We start from the raw sequence: 19295 nt of genomic DNA on the forward strand, positions 1-19295 counted from the left end.
ACTATTCAACAATGCTGTTACCTTAATTGGGTACAGATACAGATTAAAGATACAGTTTGAATGTTTTAGATGGTTACAGATTTGGTAAGTGGAGAGAAGTGAGTGGGAATCAACAAGTACTTGGCGGTGGAACAGCACATTAAGAACCAAATAGAAGGTGGCGTTTTGCATGTTCACGATCGCCTGCCGTCTATTCGCCAACTAAGCACACAACTAAACATGAGCAAAAACACCGTCATTCGCGCCTACCAAGAGCTCGAAGCAACGGGGCTCATCTATTCTGTACCTAAATCTGGCTATCGTGTGCAGGAACTCGGACTCTCTACGTTCGAAAAAAGCAGTCGCCCACAGAAAGTCGATCTGTTATCAGTTACTCGCTCAGTGCTGTCACGCCCTGATGGCAAACTCAAGCTCCTAACGGGCTCAGCACACCCTAATATCAACAATCCTGCAATACGAAGCCTGTATGCCGAAATAGGCCGACATAGTCGTCTTCAAGCGCAGCTACCCGGCTACTACCAGTTGCCTCCCGGTGATGACCAGTTAGTTAAACAACTCCTCAAGATCACCCAAGACATTGGCGTACCAGTCAGCGCCAACGAAATTGCGATCACACACGGTGCCCAGCAAGCAATAAGCCTCGCTCTAAGAGCCTTAACCGAGCCTGGCGATATCGTGGCAGTCGAATCACCATGCTACTTTGGTAACCTATTGTTGCTAGAATCCATGGGGCTCAAAGCGTTAGAGATCCCAAGCAGCGTTCACTCGGGAATCGATATTAACGCCTTACAAGATGCGATTGAGAAATGGCCTGTCAAAACAATATTAGTGACGCCCAATTTCACCAACCCTACGGGCTCTCGCATGCCGTTAAACAATAGAAAAGCGCTGTTAGAGGTAACCAAGCAACTGCCCATCATTGAAGACGATGTGTTTGGCAGCCTAGCCTATGACGCACCATTGCCAAGTTTAAAAGCACTCGACCAAGATGGCCGCGTGATCTACGTGAACTCGTTATCAAAAACACTCGATTCAAGATTACGTATCGGCTGGCTGCTATCAGGGCAGTATCAGCAACAGATCGAGAAGTTCCTGTTATGCGATAATATGGGCAGCTCAAACCTAATGCAGTCTGCCGTGGGGCAGTTTTTGACATCCGGTCGATATCGTAGCCATATCGCCAAAATGAAACGCCTCTACCAAACCAACCATAAGCAGTTTCATTCGGTGTTATGTGAATCACTCAGTCAATACCCAGAGGTCAAAGGGCGGTACCACCTATCTCGTGCTGAAGGCTCATTTCTGGTTTGGTTGACCCTTCCCGATTCGTTCGACAGCTACAAGCTCTATCTAGATTGCCTAGAGTATAAACTCGGAATCCTGCCGGGAACCGTTTTTGGCACCCACGAGCAATACAAACACTGTGTTAGATTCAGCGTCGCCAACTTAGAAGAGACCAAAGAGTGGCGAGAAGGGATTGAGATATTAGCAAAATTGATTGCGAAGCAGCTCGCAGGGTAGCTCTATGCTTCAAACTACTGGTCACCAAAGACGGTGACCAGTGGCTACACTTTCATACTGAAACCGAAGTAGATACCTTCGATTCTCGACATATCCCTGTCTTTCCAATTTTCTAGGGTATCGTGAATGCGGTAGCCTAACTCGACCTTCATATTTTCTACAGGCTCGAAGGTTGAACCAAATTGACCACCCGCCAGCACGCCATCATCACTCTTAGCGAAGCTATATCCTGCAGAAATGCCACCAAATATCGCCCACTTCGAATCCAGGTTATAGAGGTAGTCATAAGAACCTGTGGTGGTTGTGTAGTTAGAGTTGATGCTATGCGCAGCCCCTAAACTCCATCGATAAGTATTATCAACCAACGCATGGTAACCAACTGCAGGCGTAAACTCTGACTTGTTCAACGCAGTATAACCATCAAGCGCACCCAAGCTCACGAAGTGCTCCACCTCATCACTCACCGCAAACGCTGCGCTCATTGCAAATGCAGAGAGCATGACAGCAGGGATCGCAAAGTACTTCATTCTTCCTCCTAAAATTTCAAACGTCGTTCAATTATTTGTTGCAGTCGCGGCTTCTGAAGGAAAACAAAATGAAAGGTGAAAAGAGACCAACAGAGCCAAGACGTAACGCACAACGTAAAACGCGGGAGACTCTAAGGGGTCAATGAAACGAATTGTCAGCACAACGCAAAGTTTCTTCTTAAAACCAATCAGTTACTCAATAAGTGAGCATTCAAGAGCGCTTCACCTAAGATCAAAGGAGTTAAATGATCGTCTGTCTCTTTGATAATCAGATCACAAAACAATCTCAATGGTATTGTATTGGTATTATCATTTGAAATACCATCTTCTTCGTACCCTACAGTACTAAAGGACATAATAATGAAATCGAATAACTTCAAACTGTCTTCAATGATGTTCATTGAATGGTTTATATGGGGAGCTTGGTTTGTTCCCTTGTGGCAAATACTCAATACCAATGGATTTACCCCAACTGAGATCGCTTGGTCATACGCTTGTACCGCTATCGCCGCGATCCTGTCACCGATCCTAGTAGGATCAATCACTGACCGCTTTTTTGCGGCTCAAAAAGTACTTTCTGTCATGCTAATTGCTGGTGCTGCGCTCATGTACTTGGCGGCACAACAAACTGAGTTCGCAACCTTCTTCCCACTTCTATTGCTTTACTCATTGACCTATATGCCGACGATTGCACTGACCAACAGTATCGCTTTCTCGAACGTAGAAGATGTTGAGCGTGACTTCCCGCGCATACGTGTTATGGGCACCATTGGTTGGATTGCCTCTGGTATTGCGATCGGCTTCTTACCAGGTTGGTTGGGTTACGGCGATATCTCATCAAGCAATATCCCACTGATTCTGACAGCTCTTGCTTCTGCTGCACTGGGTATCTTTGCTCTGACTCTGCCAGACACACCGCCAAAAAGTACCGGCAAACTGAGCCTTAAAGTGATGCTTGGCCTAGACGCTATCGTGCTTTTGAAAGACAAAAACTTCTTAGCATTCTTCGTTTGTTCTTTCATGTTCAGCATGCCACTGGCGTTCTACTACATCTTTGCAAATGGCTACCTCACCGAAGTAGGTATGAGCAATGCAACGGGCTGGATGACACTGGGTCAGTTCTCTGAAATCTTCTTTATGTTAGCACTGCCGTTCTTTACCAAACGATTTGGTATTAAAAAGGTATTACTACTTGGTCTCTTTACTGCAGCAGTTCGCTACGGATTCTTCGTCTACGGTAGCGCAGAAACTTGGTACCTGTACTCACTATTGTTCGCGGGCATCTTATTACACGGTGTGAGCTACGACTTCTATTTCGTAACGGCATACATCTACGTGGACAAGAAAGCACCGGCGCACATGCGTACCGCAGCGCAAGGCCTTATCACTTTGGGTTGCCAAGGTATTGGTAGCTTGTTGGGTTACCGCTTAGGTGGCGTGTTAATGGAGAAGATGTTTGCTTACGACGAGCCACAAAATGGACTCACGTTTGACTGGGCTGGTATGTGGGGCTTCGGTGCCATCATGATTACCGTCATCTTGGTTATCTTTATGTATTTCTTCCGTGAACCAAACGGTGAGATTAAAGAAATCAATATCGACAACAAACCCGATGGAACCCCTTCAGAGCAAACCCAAGTAGAAAAAGCTCAAGCGTAATTTTATACCTGCTCAGTCTCTCCCCCTAGTTTCTGACTGAGCAGTTTTTAGATAACCTATTTTTGGTGAAGTAAGATGAACATTTCAAAACAAGACAGAATTTTAGGCACTTTTTATGGTCAAGCTCTAGGTGACTCTATGGGTATGCCATCGGAGCTATGGCCACGCAGCCGAGTGAAAGCGCACTTTGGTTGGATTGACCGTTTCTTACCGGGACCTGCTGAAAACAACGCTGCTTGCTATTTTGATGCTTGCCAATTCACGGATGACACTTCAATGGCGCTGGCTCTTGCTGACGCTATCATCGAATGCGACGGTGAGATCTCACCAGAGATCATTGCTCGCAACGTATTAAACTGGGCTGAAGGCTTCGATGCATTCAACAAAAACATCTTCGGCCCAAGCTCAAAGGCTGCCATGCGAGCGATTAAAGAAGGCACTTCAATCGACGAGCTTGAAAATAACGGCGTAACCAATGGTGCTGCGATGCGTGTCTCCCCAATGGGATGCTTGGTTCCAACAACAAGCTTGGATGACTTCATCGACTTAGTCGCTAAGGCCTCTAGCCCAACTCACAAATCAGATGTAGCGATTGCTGGTGCGGTTGCTATCGCTTGGGCTGTATCCAAAGCAATTGAGGGGAACAGTTGGGCGTCAATCAAGGATCAATTACCAGCAATTGCCAATGCCGCGCAGAACAAAAATATCACTACCTTCAGTGCATCTATGGGAGCAAGAATCGAGCTTGGTCTAATGGTCGCTTCGGAAAACAGCGGTATTGAAGAGCGCATGGAAAAGATCTACAACTTGGTAGGGGCTGGCGTAAGCACCATTGAGTCAGTACCGGCTGCAATTGCTATGGTAGAGCTTGCGGAAACGGATCCTAACCGCTGCGCCATCTTATGTGCCAACCTAGGTGGCGATACTGATACTATTGGCGCAATGGCAACAGCCATCTGTGGCGCTCTGAACGGTATTCAATCTATCGATGTTGACCTTAAAAAACAGCTTGATGATGAAAACCAGCTCAACTTCGCGGGCTACGCTGCAACCTTCTTGAGACTAAGAGAAATTAAGGAGAAAGAGTATGCCTCATAACGCGCTTATTTCGCTTATTCCGACTCTAAAAAACAGACGTCAGCTTTGTTTAATTGGCGCTGCGGTCGTCGACATCGTCACCGAAACACCTGCACTCCCAGAGCGTGGTACCGACGTGGAGCTGACCGAAAAAGGCATTCACGTTGGCGGTTGTGCATTGAACATCGCGATTGCTCTAAAACAACTCGGGGTTGAATCAACCAATGCGCTACCGATTGGTCAAGGTCAATGGGCTGATATCATCACGACATCCATGGCTGAAAAAGGCATCCACAGTAGCCTGAAAGACAACACAGGAGACAACGGTTGGTGCTTGGCTCTTGTTGAGCCTGACGGTGAGAGAACCTTCTTGTCAGTGAGTGGCGTCGAGAACAACTGGAGTGCTGAGACGCTCAATCAGCTGTCACTTGAAGACAATGCCATCATCTATCTTTCTGGCTACCAGCTCTCTTCAGCGTGCGGCGAACAGATCGTCTCATGGCTTGAAAAACTGCCATCTACTGTTGATCTGTTTATCGATTTTGGGCCGCGCCTTGGCGACGTAACACCAGCACTGTTTAAAAGATTGCTCGCTCTGAAACCTATCATCTCCTTGAATCGCCAAGAGGCAGAGATTCTGGGCATGAGCGAAGTGAACACCTTTATTGAACATTGGCACCAAGAATATGCCTGCCCGCTGATTTTACGCATTGATAGTGATGGCGCACTGTTCGCAACAGAGGATGGCCACGGTAATGTCGCGCCATTTAGAGCAACGGTGGTAGACACGATTGGTGCTGGGGATACCCATGCAGGCGGTGTACTCGCAGGCCTTGCATCTGATTGGGAACTTGCCGACGCAATCTTACTTGGTAATGCGGTAGCATCCTATGTGGTGAGCCATGTGGGTGGCGATTGTGCCCCGAACGTCAATCAAATCACCCATTACCTCGAACAATATTAGCCCCTACCTCCACTTACAGGCTCAGTTTTGCTGGGCCTTTTTTATACCCTCTCGGCCATTATCATGAACAATAAAGCAAAAAAGATCTTACTCGCCAGTTGCGGGATCAACCTCTGTATTGGGGTACTCTACACATGGAGTGTGTTTAAAAATGCACTCGTTGAGCAAGGTTGGAACAACACACAAGCCTCAATGCCCTACACCATCACCATCATCACTCTATCGATTGCTTTACTTGTCGCCGGGCGCATTCAAGACAAGATTGGCCCAAAGCGAGTTCTGATGACTGGTACTCTATTTGCGGGCCTTGGTATGGTGTTAGCCAGCCTTTCGTTAACACCCATTAACTTAAACTTGAGCTTCGGTGTTATCACCGGTGGTGGTATCGGCTTCGCTTACGCCTGCCTAAATCCAACCGCAATGAAATGGTTCCACTCGTCACAAAAGGGCATGGTCAACGGCCTACTCGCGACAGCTTTCGGACTGGCAGCGATCTATTTGGCACCTCTCACCAGCTACCTAATAGATACTCTTGGGTTAGAGCTTAGTCTCAGGTATCTCGGCTTAGGGCTTATCGCCATCGCCTTTCCTCTTGCTTGCTCCATTACTAATCCACCCGCAAACTATCAACCGCAAGGGACAGGAGAACAACCGAACAAACCTGCCAGCCAGCGTAATTACGCATGGCGCGAAATGATCGGCACCAAACAGTTCTATCTACTTTGGTTAACCTACGCATTTGGAGCTGCAGCAGGGTTGATGATCATCGCTCACATCACCTCTATCGCTGCAGAGCAAGCTAATATCCTGCATGGTGCGTATTTGGTGGTCACTCTCTCAATCTTTAACTCAGCAGGCCGATTAGTTTCAGGACTGCTAAGTGACAAAATTGGCGGGCTCAAAACACTCGCGATTGCGTTAGCATTGCAAAGCATCAATATGATCGCCTTTAGCCAGTTTATCTCTAGCCCAACTCTAATGTTCGGAGCTGCACTGGCTGGCATTGGATATGGAACTTTATTAGCGGTATTTCCGTCGATCATGGCCGATCTCTATGGCTTGAAAAACTTCGGAGCCAACTACGGAGTGCTCTATACAGCTTGGGGGATTGGCGGATTTATTGGCCCTATGCTTGCTGCGATCTCTATCGATTGGTACGGCAGCTACACCTTAGCTTATGGGGTTTGTGCGGTACTGGTTTCCATTGCCGTTTTGCTGACTTTTCAAGTTAAGCCAATCACCACAGAGAGTCTTACCGCTACACAGAAACGCATGCCGAGCAATACCGTCGCTTAACGCCAACGGGTTTACCAACCCAACGAGGGTGGAATCTATGTTTCACCCTTGAATGCACATTTCTTTTTCTGCGTCGTTCGCAATTCAGGTATACTTCGATTAAATATAAAAGCGAAAACAGACCTTTATGAGCACTTACCAACCTTTGCTAACTCTCATTAAAAACCGAATCGAGCAAAAAGATAAATCACCGCTTTATCTAAAGATTGCCGACTCAGTCAAACTGGCAACAGAGCAGAAGCTTCTAAAAGGCGGAGACTTCATTCCAACCGAACGAGAGTTCAGTGATAAGTTGGGCGTATCTCGTATTACGGTAAGAAAGGCGCTAGATGTATTGGACAAAGAGGGCGTGATAGTTCGTTCTCGCGGTTTGGGCACAATGATCAGTGAAACCGTTGAATACTCAGGTAAAGAAGCAACGGGCTTCTCTCAACAGGCTGTTTTGAAAGGCAAAAAACCAGACACATTGTGGATCAAAAAAGATGTCATTGAGTGTTCGTCAGAGATCGCGACCAAACTTTCCATTAAAGAGAATGAACAGGTCTTTTTGCTGAAGCGCGTTCGTTACATTGATGAACAAGCGGTCTCGATTGAAGAGTCATACGTCCCTGCTCACCTAATCAAGAACCCGGATGAGATCCAGCTTTCGCTGTACGATTATTTCCGTAGCCAAGACATCTCTCCAACCAAGACTCAGAGTCGTGTTTCAGCGCAAATGCCGACCCAAGAATCCCTTGAAAAGCTCGCTATCGACAATAACGTTCCGGTACTGCTTATCGAGCAAACCGCTTACGACAAACAGGGCGTGCCCATCGAATACAGCATCAACCATTGTCGTGGTGACATGTATGTCTTTGTTAGCGAAGACTAACCGCCATTAGAATAAAAAAAGGCCCGTGAGACTGAATGAATCACGGGCCTTTTCTTTATCTTGGTGCTCTATATTTGAAGCATTCTCTAACGCTTGAACACGTTTGACAGAGTTTTCAGTGACGAGGCAAGTTCTGCTTGGTCACGTGCCGTTACAGCAATCTGTGTTGCACCTGTGGTTGATTCTGTCGATTTCTGCTCAACGGAGACGACATTTTTCGCGATGTCTTGAGTCACGACCGCCTGCTCCTCCGTCGCTGTTGCAATCTGCTCAGCCATACTGAATATTTCGCCGACTGAATCAGAAATACTCTGCAAACTTTGCTCAACATCACGTGAATCTTCCACGGCTTTCTGTGACATCTTTTGGCTGTTATCAATCACGTCAAACGCACTTTGAACATCCGTTTGCAGTGCGGTCACGAAGCCCTCAATTTCTGCTGTCGACTCTTGAGTGCGCTGCGCCAATGTTCTCACTTCATCTGCCACCACCGCAAAGCCACGACCTTGCTCACCCGCACGAGCCGCCTCAATCGCCGCGTTCAATGCTAAGAGGTTAGTTTGCTCAGCGACTGATTTAATCACATCAATAACGCTATTGATATTGCTGCTGCTCTCGTTCAGATGTGCGATCTTCTCTGCCAAGCCATTGATCTCATTCGCTAGATGCTCGATTGAGTGGTAAGAGTGTTGAACCGTTTCTAGCCCGACCTTAGATTGCTGATCAGCGGTTTGTGCTGAAGCCGCGGTTTGCTGAGTCTTATCAGCCACTTCGTTCACCGTAGCAGAAAGCTCTTCAGTGGCTGTAGCGATTAAACCAATTTGATCTTGTTGCTCAACCAATGCATGGGAATTGTAGTCACAGGTTTGCGATGTCTCTTCTGCTGCAGAAGCCAAAGACATACTTGAGTGAGATAACTGATCCATCACATCTTTAAACTTCTCTAACGTCGAATTTAAAGACGCCGCAATTTGACCAAGTTCGCTACTGCCTTCATATTTCGCGCGTACCGTCAGATCATTGCTATCACGAACGCTCGCCATTACCGAGGTTAAGTTGCTCACTCGTGTTGTTAAGTCTCTAATAACTTTAATACCTACATACAGCGCTACCAAGGACACAACTGCGAACAACGCAATACTAAACAGCATCTGAGTTTGAGCTTGTTGGGCTTTATACTTGGTAAGATTAATCAATGAATCCGCAAGATGGTTTTCAGTTTGCTTCAGTTTTACGATACGGCCCGTTGATTGAGCAAACCAATACACAGGATCAGTGTCGAAACCACTCATGGTTGACTTAGCGACCTCTCGCAAGCGTTTTACTTCATCGACCGCTTTATCATTGAGCTGTTGTTCGAAAAAGGCGACATTGTCTGGGTTACTCAACACCTCAAAGTTTGAGAAGTAGGTATCTTGTTGAGTCACCAATGAAATGAATTTCACCAGCATCCCTTCACCGAACTCATTCTTGGAGAAGGTATTGCTCAATACAGCACGTTCGATACCCGCTCTCTCTTTACCTTGCAGGAAGTTATAGTAAGCAATGGTTTCACGAGTAATGACCGAATCACTGCTTAGATCTGCGATCAAAGAAGAGACACTCAATAGCTTGGCATTAAGCTGTGTGTAGTAAGCAAGTGCTTGGCCTAAAGGGATGGTTTGCGCATCCACCTGACGACGAATGTCCGTAATTTGGTTAAGCCCTTGAGAGATAGTTTGATTCAATTGAGTAATCTCTGGCAAGCCAATGGCTTGTGATTGCCAAAACTCATTACGAACAGAACGCTTTTGATTGGTCAGATTGCGTTGGTCGCTAAGCTCTTTTCCAAATTTTGTGCCTTTCGCGCCCAAGAATCCCGCCGTCATACCGCGCTCTTTTTGCAGCTCATGAACAAGCTCACTGTAGACAACAGAAAGGCGAGTCAATTGATTGAGCGTCTGCATCTCTTGCGATGTATTCACGCTTTGCGATATAGCGGAGGCACTGAGCCAAAGAAACCCAAGTATGGGCAAAATAAGCAGAGCAAATATTTTTTGCTTGAACGACATGTCCGTTAGTTTCATAAACCTTTCCTAGCAGCTGACAAATCTCTATATCCCGACTGTGGCACACTTCTTACTTGGTACACCTTTAGCGAGATCATGTAATTATCAAATTAATCAATAAATGTGCCATCTCAAGGTGTTACCCGGTCAAAATAACAGCTAAGTTTATAAAACATAATGATTTATCTGGTTTCTAGAAGCTCGACACTACCTAATAAGTCGATAAGTGACATACAACACAATACGCACATGCCCCAGTAAACAACAAGTTGCATTATAGTGGTGCATGTTGAAGTCATGATCGTGATGAGTATAATGCGCCGCTGACAAAAAACTGATTAGATAAAATTGAGGCAAGTGTATGAATTGTCCTTCTTGTGAAGAGCATATTGGTTGGGATTGGGTTGAAGATGAAGCAATTGAACCAAATGAAGAGTTTGATTGCCCAGAATGCGATGCAACCTTAATGTACGCCATTGATGAAGGGACTTACTACGGCGCAGAACACAAAACTGTTGAAGTCGTGGATTGCTAATCTCAGCACATCCAAATCGCGAGATCCTTTACTCTCACGCATACCCTGCTTAAAATGTTGAACACGTGTTCAAAGTCTTTGAGGTTACCCAATGGCAAATACAGCAAAATTCGATAGACAAGATGTGATCGACAAAGCCACCAATCTCTATTGGGAAAAAGGCTTTCACGCCACGTCAATGCGCAATCTGCAAGATGTGATCGACATGCGTCCAGGCAGTATTTACGCCACTTTCGGTAGTAAAGAGGGCTTGTTCAAAGAGACATTGACTCGTTACACCGAGCTAGGCAAAACCAACCTAAAGCGTGCGCGTGAAGAGAGCAGCTCCCCACTTAAAGCACTAGAAAGCTTTGTTCGACGCGCTGTTGTAGAGTCTAAGCAGAGCGCTCCCAATGGGATGTGTATGCTGGCCAAGACAGTCGCGGAGCTAACCAACGAACACCAAGAGCTACTTGATGAAGCTAAAAAGTGCCTAGTGGTTATGGAAGGTGAATTTGCCAAGCTGGTTATCGAAGCGCAACAGGCTGGCGAAATTAGCCAAGATCGTGATGCAAAGCATCTTGCTCGACATGTTCAGGTGCAAATTGCGGGCTTGCGTACATACGGTAAGACTTGCGATGACTTAGAGCTTCTCAATACCATGGTTGAAGATATCTTTAAGCACCATCCATTCAAATAAAGTGATTTGATAACGAGATTGAGATTAGTTCTATTAACAGAGCCAATCTACCCTCTATTTCCTGCTACATTCGAACACTCTAACGGCAAAAAAAACCTCGAGCAAAAGCTCGAGGCAAAAAGGATAAAACACACTAGTGCCTTTAACCAAGTTGCCACTTGGCGACAATAGACGCAGCCTCATGTAATAATGCCTGAGTGACTTCAGAGTTAACGAACTTCGCATTTTCTTGCACTTGCTGCACCGTATGAGCACCTGCAATCACAGGGCCTACCTCTTTTTGAGCAATCAGCCAATGGATTGCCAAGTGAGCAAGTGGAATATTCGCCGCATTTGCTAACGTTTTCAGCTGTTCAGTACAGCCAAAGTACTTTTCAAACAACTCGCCATTCAGTTTTGGGTTGTTGCTGCGATCATCTCTGTTATCAAAGTTACCGCTTGCTTTGAAGTTACCTGTTAACAAGCCTTGCATTAGCGGGCTGTACGGCAGGTACTTCATGTCGTGCTCTTGGCAAAACGGCAGTACTTCTTCGCGTGCACGGTATTGCAATGGAATGTTGTGATAGTGCGTAGGGTTCTGCTCTAGTAGGTTATATAGACCTTGGAAGGTCGCAACTTCCACTCTCGCCATCATCTCTTTGACCATATCAATTGAGTAGTTAGAGACGCCAACATGACGAATTTTGCCTAGGCGTTTCAGCTCAGCCAGCGCATCGGCTGTTTCAGAAATAGCAACGTTAGGATCAGGCCAGTGAACCTGATATAAATCGATGTAATCGGTGTTCATGCGTGCCAAAGATTCATCCACTTCACGGAATAGGCTCTCTGGTGAAAGGTCGTTACGCACTTGTTTTTGCTCATTCCATACCAAACCACACTTGGTTGCGATGGTGACTGTTGAGCGGTCAATGCCTTGCAGCCCTTTGCCAAGAATCGTCTCGGCATGGCCTAAGCCATAGACAGGTGCAACATCAAAAAAGGTAATCTCTTTATCGACTGCTGCTTTAATTGCATCAATTGATTCAGAGTCTGAAATGTTGTTCCATGTTCCACCGATCGCCCAGCAGCCAAAGCCCAGAGCTGAGGTGTGAATGTCTTTGATTGATTTTTCTATCATGATAAATCCATGTACTTCTTACTTTTTAAGCAGACGCTTCTCTAGCATGACTAGTGATTCATCTACGGTTTGTTTGTTTTCAACAACGTTGGTGATCGCTGACTCCAAGCCGCCCCAGTAGCCCATGATTTGGGGGATGTTTGGCATGATGTCGCCGTTTTGTGCGTTAACCAATGACGCCTTGATTCTTGGGTCATCTTGTAGCTCATCAGAAAACGCTTTAAGCGCTGGAACGCCAATTGGCACCTGGCTGTTCATGAAGCGTAAAGACTCCATAGAAAGCAGGTATTGTTCGATAAACTCTTGAGCGATTTCTGGGTTTGGAGAGGCGGTATTAATACCCGCCATCAGAATGCCTACAAATGGTCGAGAAGCCTTGCCTTCAAACTTAGGCAATTCAGCTACACCATAGTTAAGGCCAACTTTTTCGATGTTTGCCCAGCCCCACGGACCATTAATGGTCATTGCCACGTTACCCTGCGCGAATGCCGCTTCTGCGTAGGCGTAATCGATGTCTTGAGTCATCACGCCTTTATCAATGAGCTGTTTTAAGAATCTCATTGTACGTTTAGCTTCTGGACCGTTTACATTGGTGTCTTGTGGGTTGAAACCATCTTCATTCTGACCAAATACGTAAGCACCGGCACTTGAGTAAAGAGGATGGGTGAAGTAAGGGTTCTTCAAATCCCAAGCAATGGCTTTTTTGCCTTGTTTGGATAGGCGCTCATCCAATGCAAATACGTCTTCCCAGTTTTTGATTGGCTCTTTGACTAGATCTTTGTTGTAAATGAGAGAAAGTGACTCTGCGGCAATTGGGTAACCGTAAGCTTTTCCTTTATAGCTTACCGCGTCCCATGTGAAGTCTTGGAATTTATCTTTGAAGGCTTGCCCTGGGTTCACTTCTCGAACAAGACCAGATTCCGCATAACCACCGAAGCGGTCGTGCGCGAAAATCATAATATCAGGCCCCTTGCCAAGCGATGCCATCTGTACATAACGCTCTTGAAGGTTCTCTGGATACTCAACCTTAACTTTAATTCCAGTATCTTCCTCAAACTTGTTGACGACGTATGTCATCCCTTTTTGGCCTTTGTCTAAAGGCATCCAAATATTGATGGTTCCGTCTTCAAAAGCATAGAGATTTGCCGAATTTAGGGCGCAAGCAACCCCCAAACTCAATAGAGTCAGTTTCTTCATGTTTAGACCTTTTGTTTCAGTTAGTTGGATTAGTTATTTAATGAAATAAAAAATTCGTAGGGCTGAAGCTCCTTATTAGCATTATGTGTAGAGTAAGGCTGTACTTCGGCCGATAAGTTAATAGTGACTGTCACGCTATTATTATTTTTTTCTCGCGTGTAACAGATAACGTTTTCATTGTTAGATTTATGGAACACTGGCATTGCGCCGTATGGTCCATTCCATAATGCTTCGTTGTCTCGCTTCAATGTAAGCAGTTGAGTGTAAAGCTCTTCCAGTTCGTAGTTCTTCCAGTCGATTGGATCTTTTTCGAAGAAAGACAAACGCTTATCAAGCCATGATTCTTGTCCACTATAGATAAGAGGCATGCCGTATAGGGTTGCTGCCAACACTGAAAAAGCCTTAAAGGACGCGCCAAAAAACTCTTCGTCACTGGCTTCCCATGTGTTCTTATCATGGTTAGATGTAAATACCATTCGATAAGCATCTCGAGGGTACTTTTGGAATAACTCTTCAAGGTAAAGCGGGATATCTGAAACGCGTTTTTCGTCTCTTGCTACTTTCCCCATTAATTCATAGAAGCCCCAATCGTAGGTCATATCGAAGGCTTTATTATGAAGGTCAGGAGATGACCATTCTGCTAGCATAAACAGGTGCTTAATCTGATGCAGTTGGTCTGTTGCAAACTCCCAGAACTCAGTTGGAACAAGGCCTGCGACGTCGCAGCGGAAACCATCGATATCAAATTCTTTTACCCAATATGCCATAGCATCAGTCATGCCTTGCCACAGCGCATGGCTTGAATAATCTAGCCCAAGAACGTCAGTCCAGTACTCGATTTTCTTACCATCATCATAGGTGTAAGGGTAAAGTTCACCTTGCTCGTTACGTTTGTACCAATCTGGATGTTCATCCACCCAAACGTTATCCCAAGCCGTATGGTTAGCAACCCAGTCAATCAACAAGTACATGCCCATTTCATGGACGGTTTCTACCAAGTGTTTCAAATCAGACTTATCGCCTAGACTAGGGTCTAACTCAGTGTAGTTTTGAGAAGCGTATTGACTGCCTAACGTGCCTTTACGATTCAGTTCACCGACGGGGTTAATTGGCATCAACCAAAGGATATCGACCCCCATCGCTTTAAGACGTGGCAGGTGTTCCATAAAAGCTTTGATGCTGCCCTCTGGCGTGTACTGCCTTACGTTTACTTCATAGATGTTCTTGTTCTTTGTCCATTCAGGATGATTAAAACCTTTCATTTACAACTCCAATCAAATTTTAGGTTTTCCCGTTGAAGATCGAACAATCAAATCAACGGGTGCCACCGTTTGCTGAGAACCGGAGTCACCACACGAAATGAGGTTGATGATGGCATCAGCAATCGGCTTACTTGAATCTGTTAGGGGAGAGCATGTCACTGTTAGTGGTGGCTCAAACTCACGGGTTTCAAAGTGAGTAATACCATCATCGTGGGAGATGACGGATAAGTCAGAACCAATCTCAAGACCGAGCTCTTTTGCAGCAACGTAAATTCCATAAGCGACTTTGCTGTTTGAGCAAATTATCGCGGTTGGACGTTCGTTACCTTGTAATAATTCTATTGCAAGCTCACGACCTGCTTTGACTTCTGGTAGGCAATGGAATACCTCACACAACTCAGAATCGAGACCTAACTCGTTAACTTTTTTGGTAAAGGCATTTGCTCGACAGTGGGCAAAAGCAAGACTTTCATCTGAGTTGATGAATGAAATTTTTGTATGGCCAAGTTGGTAGAGGAATGCCACGGCTTGCTCTGCTACAGATGCGTTATCGATGTCGTAGTACGCGTATTCTAGGTCACTCATGTCGTGGCCATGGACAACAAAAGGTATGCCTTTTTTATGTAGGAATTGGATACGTTCGTCGTTGACTTTTGGCGCTTTGATGATCATGCCATCAACAGAACTTTTGGATACGAAGTTACTTAAGTTCTGGACACTGTCACCATTAATCGATGAGTTGATTAGCAGGTCGTAGCCTGACTCGCCAAGGTGTTGGCTAATCGTGGACAGCTCTTGTAAGAATGTTGGCGCACAGAACAATTCATCCGGCGATTGCAGCATGATACCAACCATTTTGGACTTACCATTCGCCAGACGCTGCGCCGCTGAGTTCGGTCGGTAACCGAGCTCCTCCGCAGCTGCTAGTACGCGGGCTTTGGTTTTTGCGTTAACTTCTGGGTAACCATTAAGCGCTCGACTTACCGTCGCCATGGATAACCCGAGGTGTTTTGATACTTGTGCTAGAGTTGTCATCGTTCTTTTTCAAAGTTATTTAAAGCGCTTTAAATTTAATTTGATCAAGAAATAGGCGCAACTGAAAGATCAATCAACTGTGACCAAGAAAACGTTATGTGCAATAATTTAAAGCGCTTTAAATTTAGATTAATGAAGTAGATGCTATGGCCAAGATCGGGATGCAAAGCATCTTGCTCGACATGTTCAGGTGCAAATTGCGGGCTTACGTACATACGCTAAGACTTGCGATGACTTAGAGCTTCTCAATACCATGGTTGAAGATATCTTTAAGCACCATCCGTTCAAATAAAGTGATTTGATAACGAGATTGAGATTGGTTCTATTAACAGAGCCAATCTACTGTTCAACTGTTCAACTGTTCAATCACATTTTACGAAGAATCAAACCCTGTCCATTAAGCATCGCATCTTTGGTGCCCACATCGACAATCTTCTTTCCTCTGAACCTTTCTACCTCTTTGATTGCCACATCATGAGCAAAGATCACTAATCGAGCATGGTCGATATCCTTTTGTGTGATTCGATTGCCAATCCCGTTTGCTCCTTGTGTCTCGACTTTAATTCGCACGCCGAGTTGCTGAGCCGCTTTCTCTAAAGACTTAGCAGCTAGGAAAGTATGAGCAACACCCGAAGGGCAAGAAGTGACAGCCAACACATCGGCAACGCCCTCTTCCGTGACAGAGCCACCAAGCTCCTGATGGCTATAGCCTTGATCGTCCTCATCAACGGTTTTCTTTAGTAATATGACCACAAGAGCTGTTGTAAGAGAGCCTGCTAAAGTGCCAGCAATATACGCAATTTTCCCATCAACCACGGGCAGAACTATCCAACCGCCCCAAGGTGCATGGTTAACCACATGGAACATAAAACCAATCACATTGCCTACGATTCCTCCGGCGACTACCGCGGGCAGCACACGAGCAGGATCCGCCGCTGCGAATGGAATCGCCCCTTCACTAATACCAATCATGCCCATAATGCCAGCAGCCTTACCAGCCTCTCGCTCATCACGTTTGAATTTTTTCGGTGAAAGGAAGGTCGCCAATGCCATACCAAGCGGTGGAGTGCAGATAGCAATACCGACTCCTCCCATCAACCAAGGCTGAGTATTGACTTGGGTTTGAGCAAACAGGGTAGCCACTTTGTTGATAGGGCCTCCCATATCAAACGCGGTCATGGCACCTAATACTGTACCGAGAAGAAACTTACCGGAACCGGCCATCCCAGTCAGCATCTCGTTCATTGCCGTCATAAACTGAGCGATGTGAGCGCCAATTCCCCACATCACCACACCACAGGTAACAAAGGTGCCGACGAGCGGATAGATGAAGATCGCACTCAATGCAGTCATGCTTTCCGGCAGTTTTATCCTTTTCAGCAACTGAACGGTATAACCCGCGACAAAGCCCACCACAATCGCGCCCAAGAATCCGGTTTGGTACTGCTCTACGGCGACCCAAGATCCAATCATTCCGGGTGCTAAACCGGGTTTATCCGCCATTGAGTAAGCGATGTACCCGCCGAGTACTACCGTAAATAGGGTCAGCCCCGCAACGCCCATCTGAGCAACACCCGCCAAAAAACCCGAGTTTGGCACTGCGGCTTGACCAGTAAGCATTACTGATAAGGAGAGTAATACCCCACCCGCGACCACAAAGGGAATCATATGAGAGGTGCCATAAAGCAAATGCTCTTTAATTCGATGCAAGGCCTGAGTGTAGGGGCTAGCAATAGACAGTTGCTCATCAATAGATTGATAAACTTCGCTTGAGGATGAGGAACAGGCGTCGATATCAGAAAACAGCATAATCACATCTTCAACAGACTCCGCCGCCTTCAATTTTGTAACAAAGCCATCCTCGATAAATTTAGTCGAGACTTGGGCCAAAACTTCGATATGGTGCTCATCATTATTATCAGGAGAAGCGAGCATAAAGAACACGTCCGAACACTCCCCAGTTTCAGCCCCGTAATCGATCCCTTGGCGGCTGATACCAATAGCGATAGCAGGCTTAGCCACGGAACGGCTCTTGGCATGAGGTATGGCGATACCATCATCAAACCCTGTATTGCCTATTGATTCTCGCGCCCACAGTTCTTCGAGAAAAAGTTGTTTGTTCGAGAGTTTGCCAGCGCTATCGAGCATCTCCACCAGCTCTTCGAACACTTGCTGTTTGGTCGTGGCCTTGAGATCCAAGCAGATCGTATCAGATTCAATGAAATGTGTGATGTCCATAGCGGCTCGATATTACTGAATGTTAAGGGTTAGGTTAGCGGTCAAAACTATCCAATCATATAGCACTAAACATGCATTAACTGGATTTTTGTAACCAAGAAATGAGAGTGTGAAGTGAGGCTTTTGAAATCCAAACAACTCCCTCTAATATTTAAGGGCTTTCTTCATCTACACAGAGAACCATCATGAGAATTGTAGCGGTAACTGCGTGCCCTACAGGCATTGCCCATACCTATATGGCGGCAGATGCACTAATCAAAACAGCGCCTAAGTTTAATGTTTCGATCAAGGTTGAGACTCAAGGAGCAATGGGCGTTGAGAACCAACTCAGCGCACATGATATTGCCCAAGCCGATCGTGTGCTGATCGTTTCAGACATCGAAATAGAACAACCGAATCGTTTCGATGCCAGTAACACCGTACGTATTGCCATGGAAGACGTACTGCTCAATGTAGATAAAGTATTCATCAAACACTGTCGCAACTGTTCATGATCCCAGAGTATCAACTGACCTTTTTTGTCGACAATGTTTCTGCCAGTGCTCATGCCGCACAGCCATTGTGTCGGCTTGCTCGCAAGTTCAAAAGCGCTATTCGCATCATCAACATCACTCAAGGGCGCACGGCAGATCTCTCTAAATCCGTGGCCCTATTGCAGGTGGGTCTACTAAAAGGCGATCTGGTTCAGATTACTGCTGTAGGCATTGATGCGGAGTTGGCGTGCTTTGTCCTCAAAGATGTCATAGCCGAGCACTATGTATTGGTTGGCTCTCAAGTTAATCACGAATTCTCGACTGACTTGATGCAGCGTTTCCCACAGATAAGCCCTCCCTGTGAAGTTGATTGGCACCATGCCAAAGCTCAAACTCAGCTCACCAAATTCGAGTGTTTGAAAGGGCTGGCGCACCTTATCTACCCTGAGAATCCTGATGAACTGATCTTGTCATTCATCAGACGAGAAGAGCGTTCTTCAACTTGTGTGTCCCCCGGGATCGCACTACCGCATGTGATGTTTGAGCATTGCCAAAGAATGTCGATTGCGGTCATTGTTAGCGAAGACCAGATTGATTGGGCATCGAAAATTGGGCAGGTAAATGTAGCGATTGCACTCGTAATGCCAACCAAACCACATAGAGAGCAGATCATTGCCGCAACGAACCTGACGCGAAATCTACTGAATGATCAAGTTACCGAACGTCTGCAAAAAACCAAAAGCAGTATCGACCTGCAAGCCTTGCTGATGTACCTCACCTCCCGCTTACTGTAAAC

General features: G+C 45.9%; 17 protein-coding genes and 1 pseudogene. 11 read left to right on the forward strand and 7 right to left on the reverse strand.

The window, feature by feature from the left end:
• Positions 1-102: 102 nt before the first annotated feature.
• A complete protein-coding gene (locus OCV50_RS15105; protein ID WP_261904749.1) occupies positions 103-1521 on the forward strand; it encodes an aminotransferase-like domain-containing protein in 1419 nt (472 codons plus the stop codon).
• Positions 1522-1565: 44 nt separating this feature from the next.
• Here the strand turns inward: OCV50_RS15105 and OCV50_RS15110 are convergent, their stop codons facing one another.
• Positions 1566-2048, reverse strand: a complete 483-nt coding sequence (locus tag OCV50_RS15110; protein ID WP_261904750.1) for a hypothetical protein — start codon at positions 2046-2048, stop codon at positions 1566-1568.
• Between the two features lie 360 nt (positions 2049-2408).
• On the opposite strand from OCV50_RS15110, the gene OCV50_RS15115 reads away from it, so the two are divergent.
• The 5 genes from OCV50_RS15115 (at position 2409) to OCV50_RS15135 (ending at position 7915) form a co-directional block, all read left to right on the forward strand.
• Complete coding sequence (locus OCV50_RS15115; RefSeq protein ID WP_261904751.1) at positions 2409-3707, forward strand: nucleoside permease; 1299 nt, start codon at positions 2409-2411, stop codon at positions 3705-3707.
• Between the two features lie 75 nt (positions 3708-3782).
• Positions 3783-4805 (forward strand): ADP-ribosylglycohydrolase family protein, encoded by a 1023-nt coding sequence (locus OCV50_RS15120; RefSeq protein WP_261904752.1) that lies wholly within the window; start codon positions 3783-3785, stop codon positions 4803-4805.
• On the forward strand, positions 4795-5748 hold the full coding sequence (locus OCV50_RS15125; RefSeq protein ID WP_261904753.1) for a PfkB family carbohydrate kinase: 954 nt from the start codon (positions 4795-4797) through the stop codon (positions 5746-5748). The genes OCV50_RS15120 and OCV50_RS15125 overlap by 11 nt, the downstream gene beginning before the upstream one ends.
• Before the next feature lie 63 nt (positions 5749-5811).
• Entirely contained in the window at positions 5812-7044 is a 1233-nt protein-coding gene (locus OCV50_RS15130; protein ID WP_261904754.1) for an L-lactate MFS transporter, read from the forward strand.
• Positions 7045-7171: 127 nt separating this feature from the next.
• Positions 7172-7915, forward strand: coding sequence for a GntR family transcriptional regulator (locus tag OCV50_RS15135; protein ID WP_261904755.1), 744 nt, complete (start codon positions 7172-7174; stop codon positions 7913-7915).
• Positions 7916-8001: 86 nt separating this feature from the next.
• Here OCV50_RS15135 and OCV50_RS15140 read toward each other — a convergent pair whose 3' ends face one another.
• Positions 8002-9981, reverse strand: a complete 1980-nt coding sequence (locus tag OCV50_RS15140) for a methyl-accepting chemotaxis protein (protein ID WP_261904756.1) — start codon at positions 9979-9981, stop codon at positions 8002-8004.
• 343 nt (positions 9982-10324) lie between these two features.
• Here OCV50_RS15140 and OCV50_RS15145 point away from each other — a divergent pair, with 343 nt between their 5' ends.
• Both OCV50_RS15145 and OCV50_RS15150 read left to right on the forward strand, forming a co-directional pair.
• The gene (locus OCV50_RS15145) at positions 10325-10498 is read left to right on the forward strand and encodes a hypothetical protein (protein ID WP_261904757.1); all 174 of its coding nucleotides are present in this window, start codon (positions 10325-10327) and stop codon (positions 10496-10498) included.
• Positions 10499-10589: 91 nt separating this feature from the next.
• Positions 10590-11177: a TetR/AcrR family transcriptional regulator gene (locus tag OCV50_RS15150; protein ID WP_261904758.1), complete on the forward strand. Its 588-nt coding sequence runs from the start codon at positions 10590-10592 to the stop codon at positions 11175-11177.
• Positions 11178-11319: 142 nt separating this feature from the next.
• Here the strand turns inward: OCV50_RS15150 and OCV50_RS15155 are convergent, their stop codons facing one another.
• Genes OCV50_RS15155 through OCV50_RS15170 form a run of 4 tightly spaced genes read right to left on the reverse strand, consistent with a single transcriptional unit; the run spans position 11320 to position 15788 of the window.
• On the reverse strand, positions 11320-12294 hold the full coding sequence (locus tag OCV50_RS15155) for an aldo/keto reductase (RefSeq protein ID WP_261904759.1): 975 nt from the start codon (positions 12292-12294) through the stop codon (positions 11320-11322).
• A gap of 18 nt (positions 12295-12312) precedes the next feature.
• Entirely contained in the window at positions 12313-13491 is a 1179-nt protein-coding gene (gene malE / locus OCV50_RS15160) for a maltose/maltodextrin ABC transporter substrate-binding protein MalE (protein ID WP_261904760.1), read from the reverse strand.
• Between the two features lie 29 nt (positions 13492-13520).
• Entirely contained in the window at positions 13521-14753 is a 1233-nt protein-coding gene (locus OCV50_RS15165) for an alpha-amylase family glycosyl hydrolase (RefSeq protein WP_261904761.1), read from the reverse strand.
• A 12-nt stretch (positions 14754-14765) separates the two neighbouring features.
• Positions 14766-15788: a LacI family DNA-binding transcriptional regulator gene (locus tag OCV50_RS15170; protein ID WP_261904762.1), complete on the reverse strand. Its 1023-nt coding sequence runs from the start codon at positions 15786-15788 to the stop codon at positions 14766-14768.
• Between the two features lie 166 nt (positions 15789-15954).
• Between OCV50_RS15170 and OCV50_RS15175 the strand changes: the two are divergent.
• Positions 15955-16080 (forward strand): annotated as a pseudogene (locus tag OCV50_RS15175) (TetR/AcrR family transcriptional regulator); the annotation flags it as partial.
• 74 nt (positions 16081-16154) lie between these two features.
• Here OCV50_RS15175 and OCV50_RS15180 read toward each other — a convergent pair.
• On the reverse strand, positions 16155-18026 hold the full coding sequence (locus OCV50_RS15180) for a fructose-specific PTS transporter subunit EIIC (protein WP_261904763.1): 1872 nt from the start codon (positions 18024-18026) through the stop codon (positions 16155-16157).
• Between the two features lie 185 nt (positions 18027-18211).
• On the opposite strand from OCV50_RS15180, the gene OCV50_RS15185 reads away from it, so the two are divergent.
• Together OCV50_RS15185 and OCV50_RS15190 are read left to right on the forward strand one after the other, a co-directional pair.
• Complete coding sequence (locus OCV50_RS15185; protein ID WP_261904764.1) at positions 18212-18520, forward strand: PTS fructose transporter subunit IIB; 309 nt, start codon at positions 18212-18214, stop codon at positions 18518-18520.
• Positions 18520-19293, forward strand: a complete 774-nt coding sequence (locus tag OCV50_RS15190) for a PTS sugar transporter subunit IIA (RefSeq protein WP_261905212.1) — start codon at positions 18520-18522, stop codon at positions 19291-19293. Before OCV50_RS15185 ends, OCV50_RS15190 begins: the two co-directional genes overlap by 1 nt.
• The last annotated feature ends 2 nt before the right edge of the window (positions 19294-19295 follow it).

It is taken from the genome of Vibrio fortis (assembly GCF_024347475.1).
Taxonomy (GTDB): Bacteria; Pseudomonadota; Gammaproteobacteria; order Enterobacterales; family Vibrionaceae; genus Vibrio; species Vibrio fortis.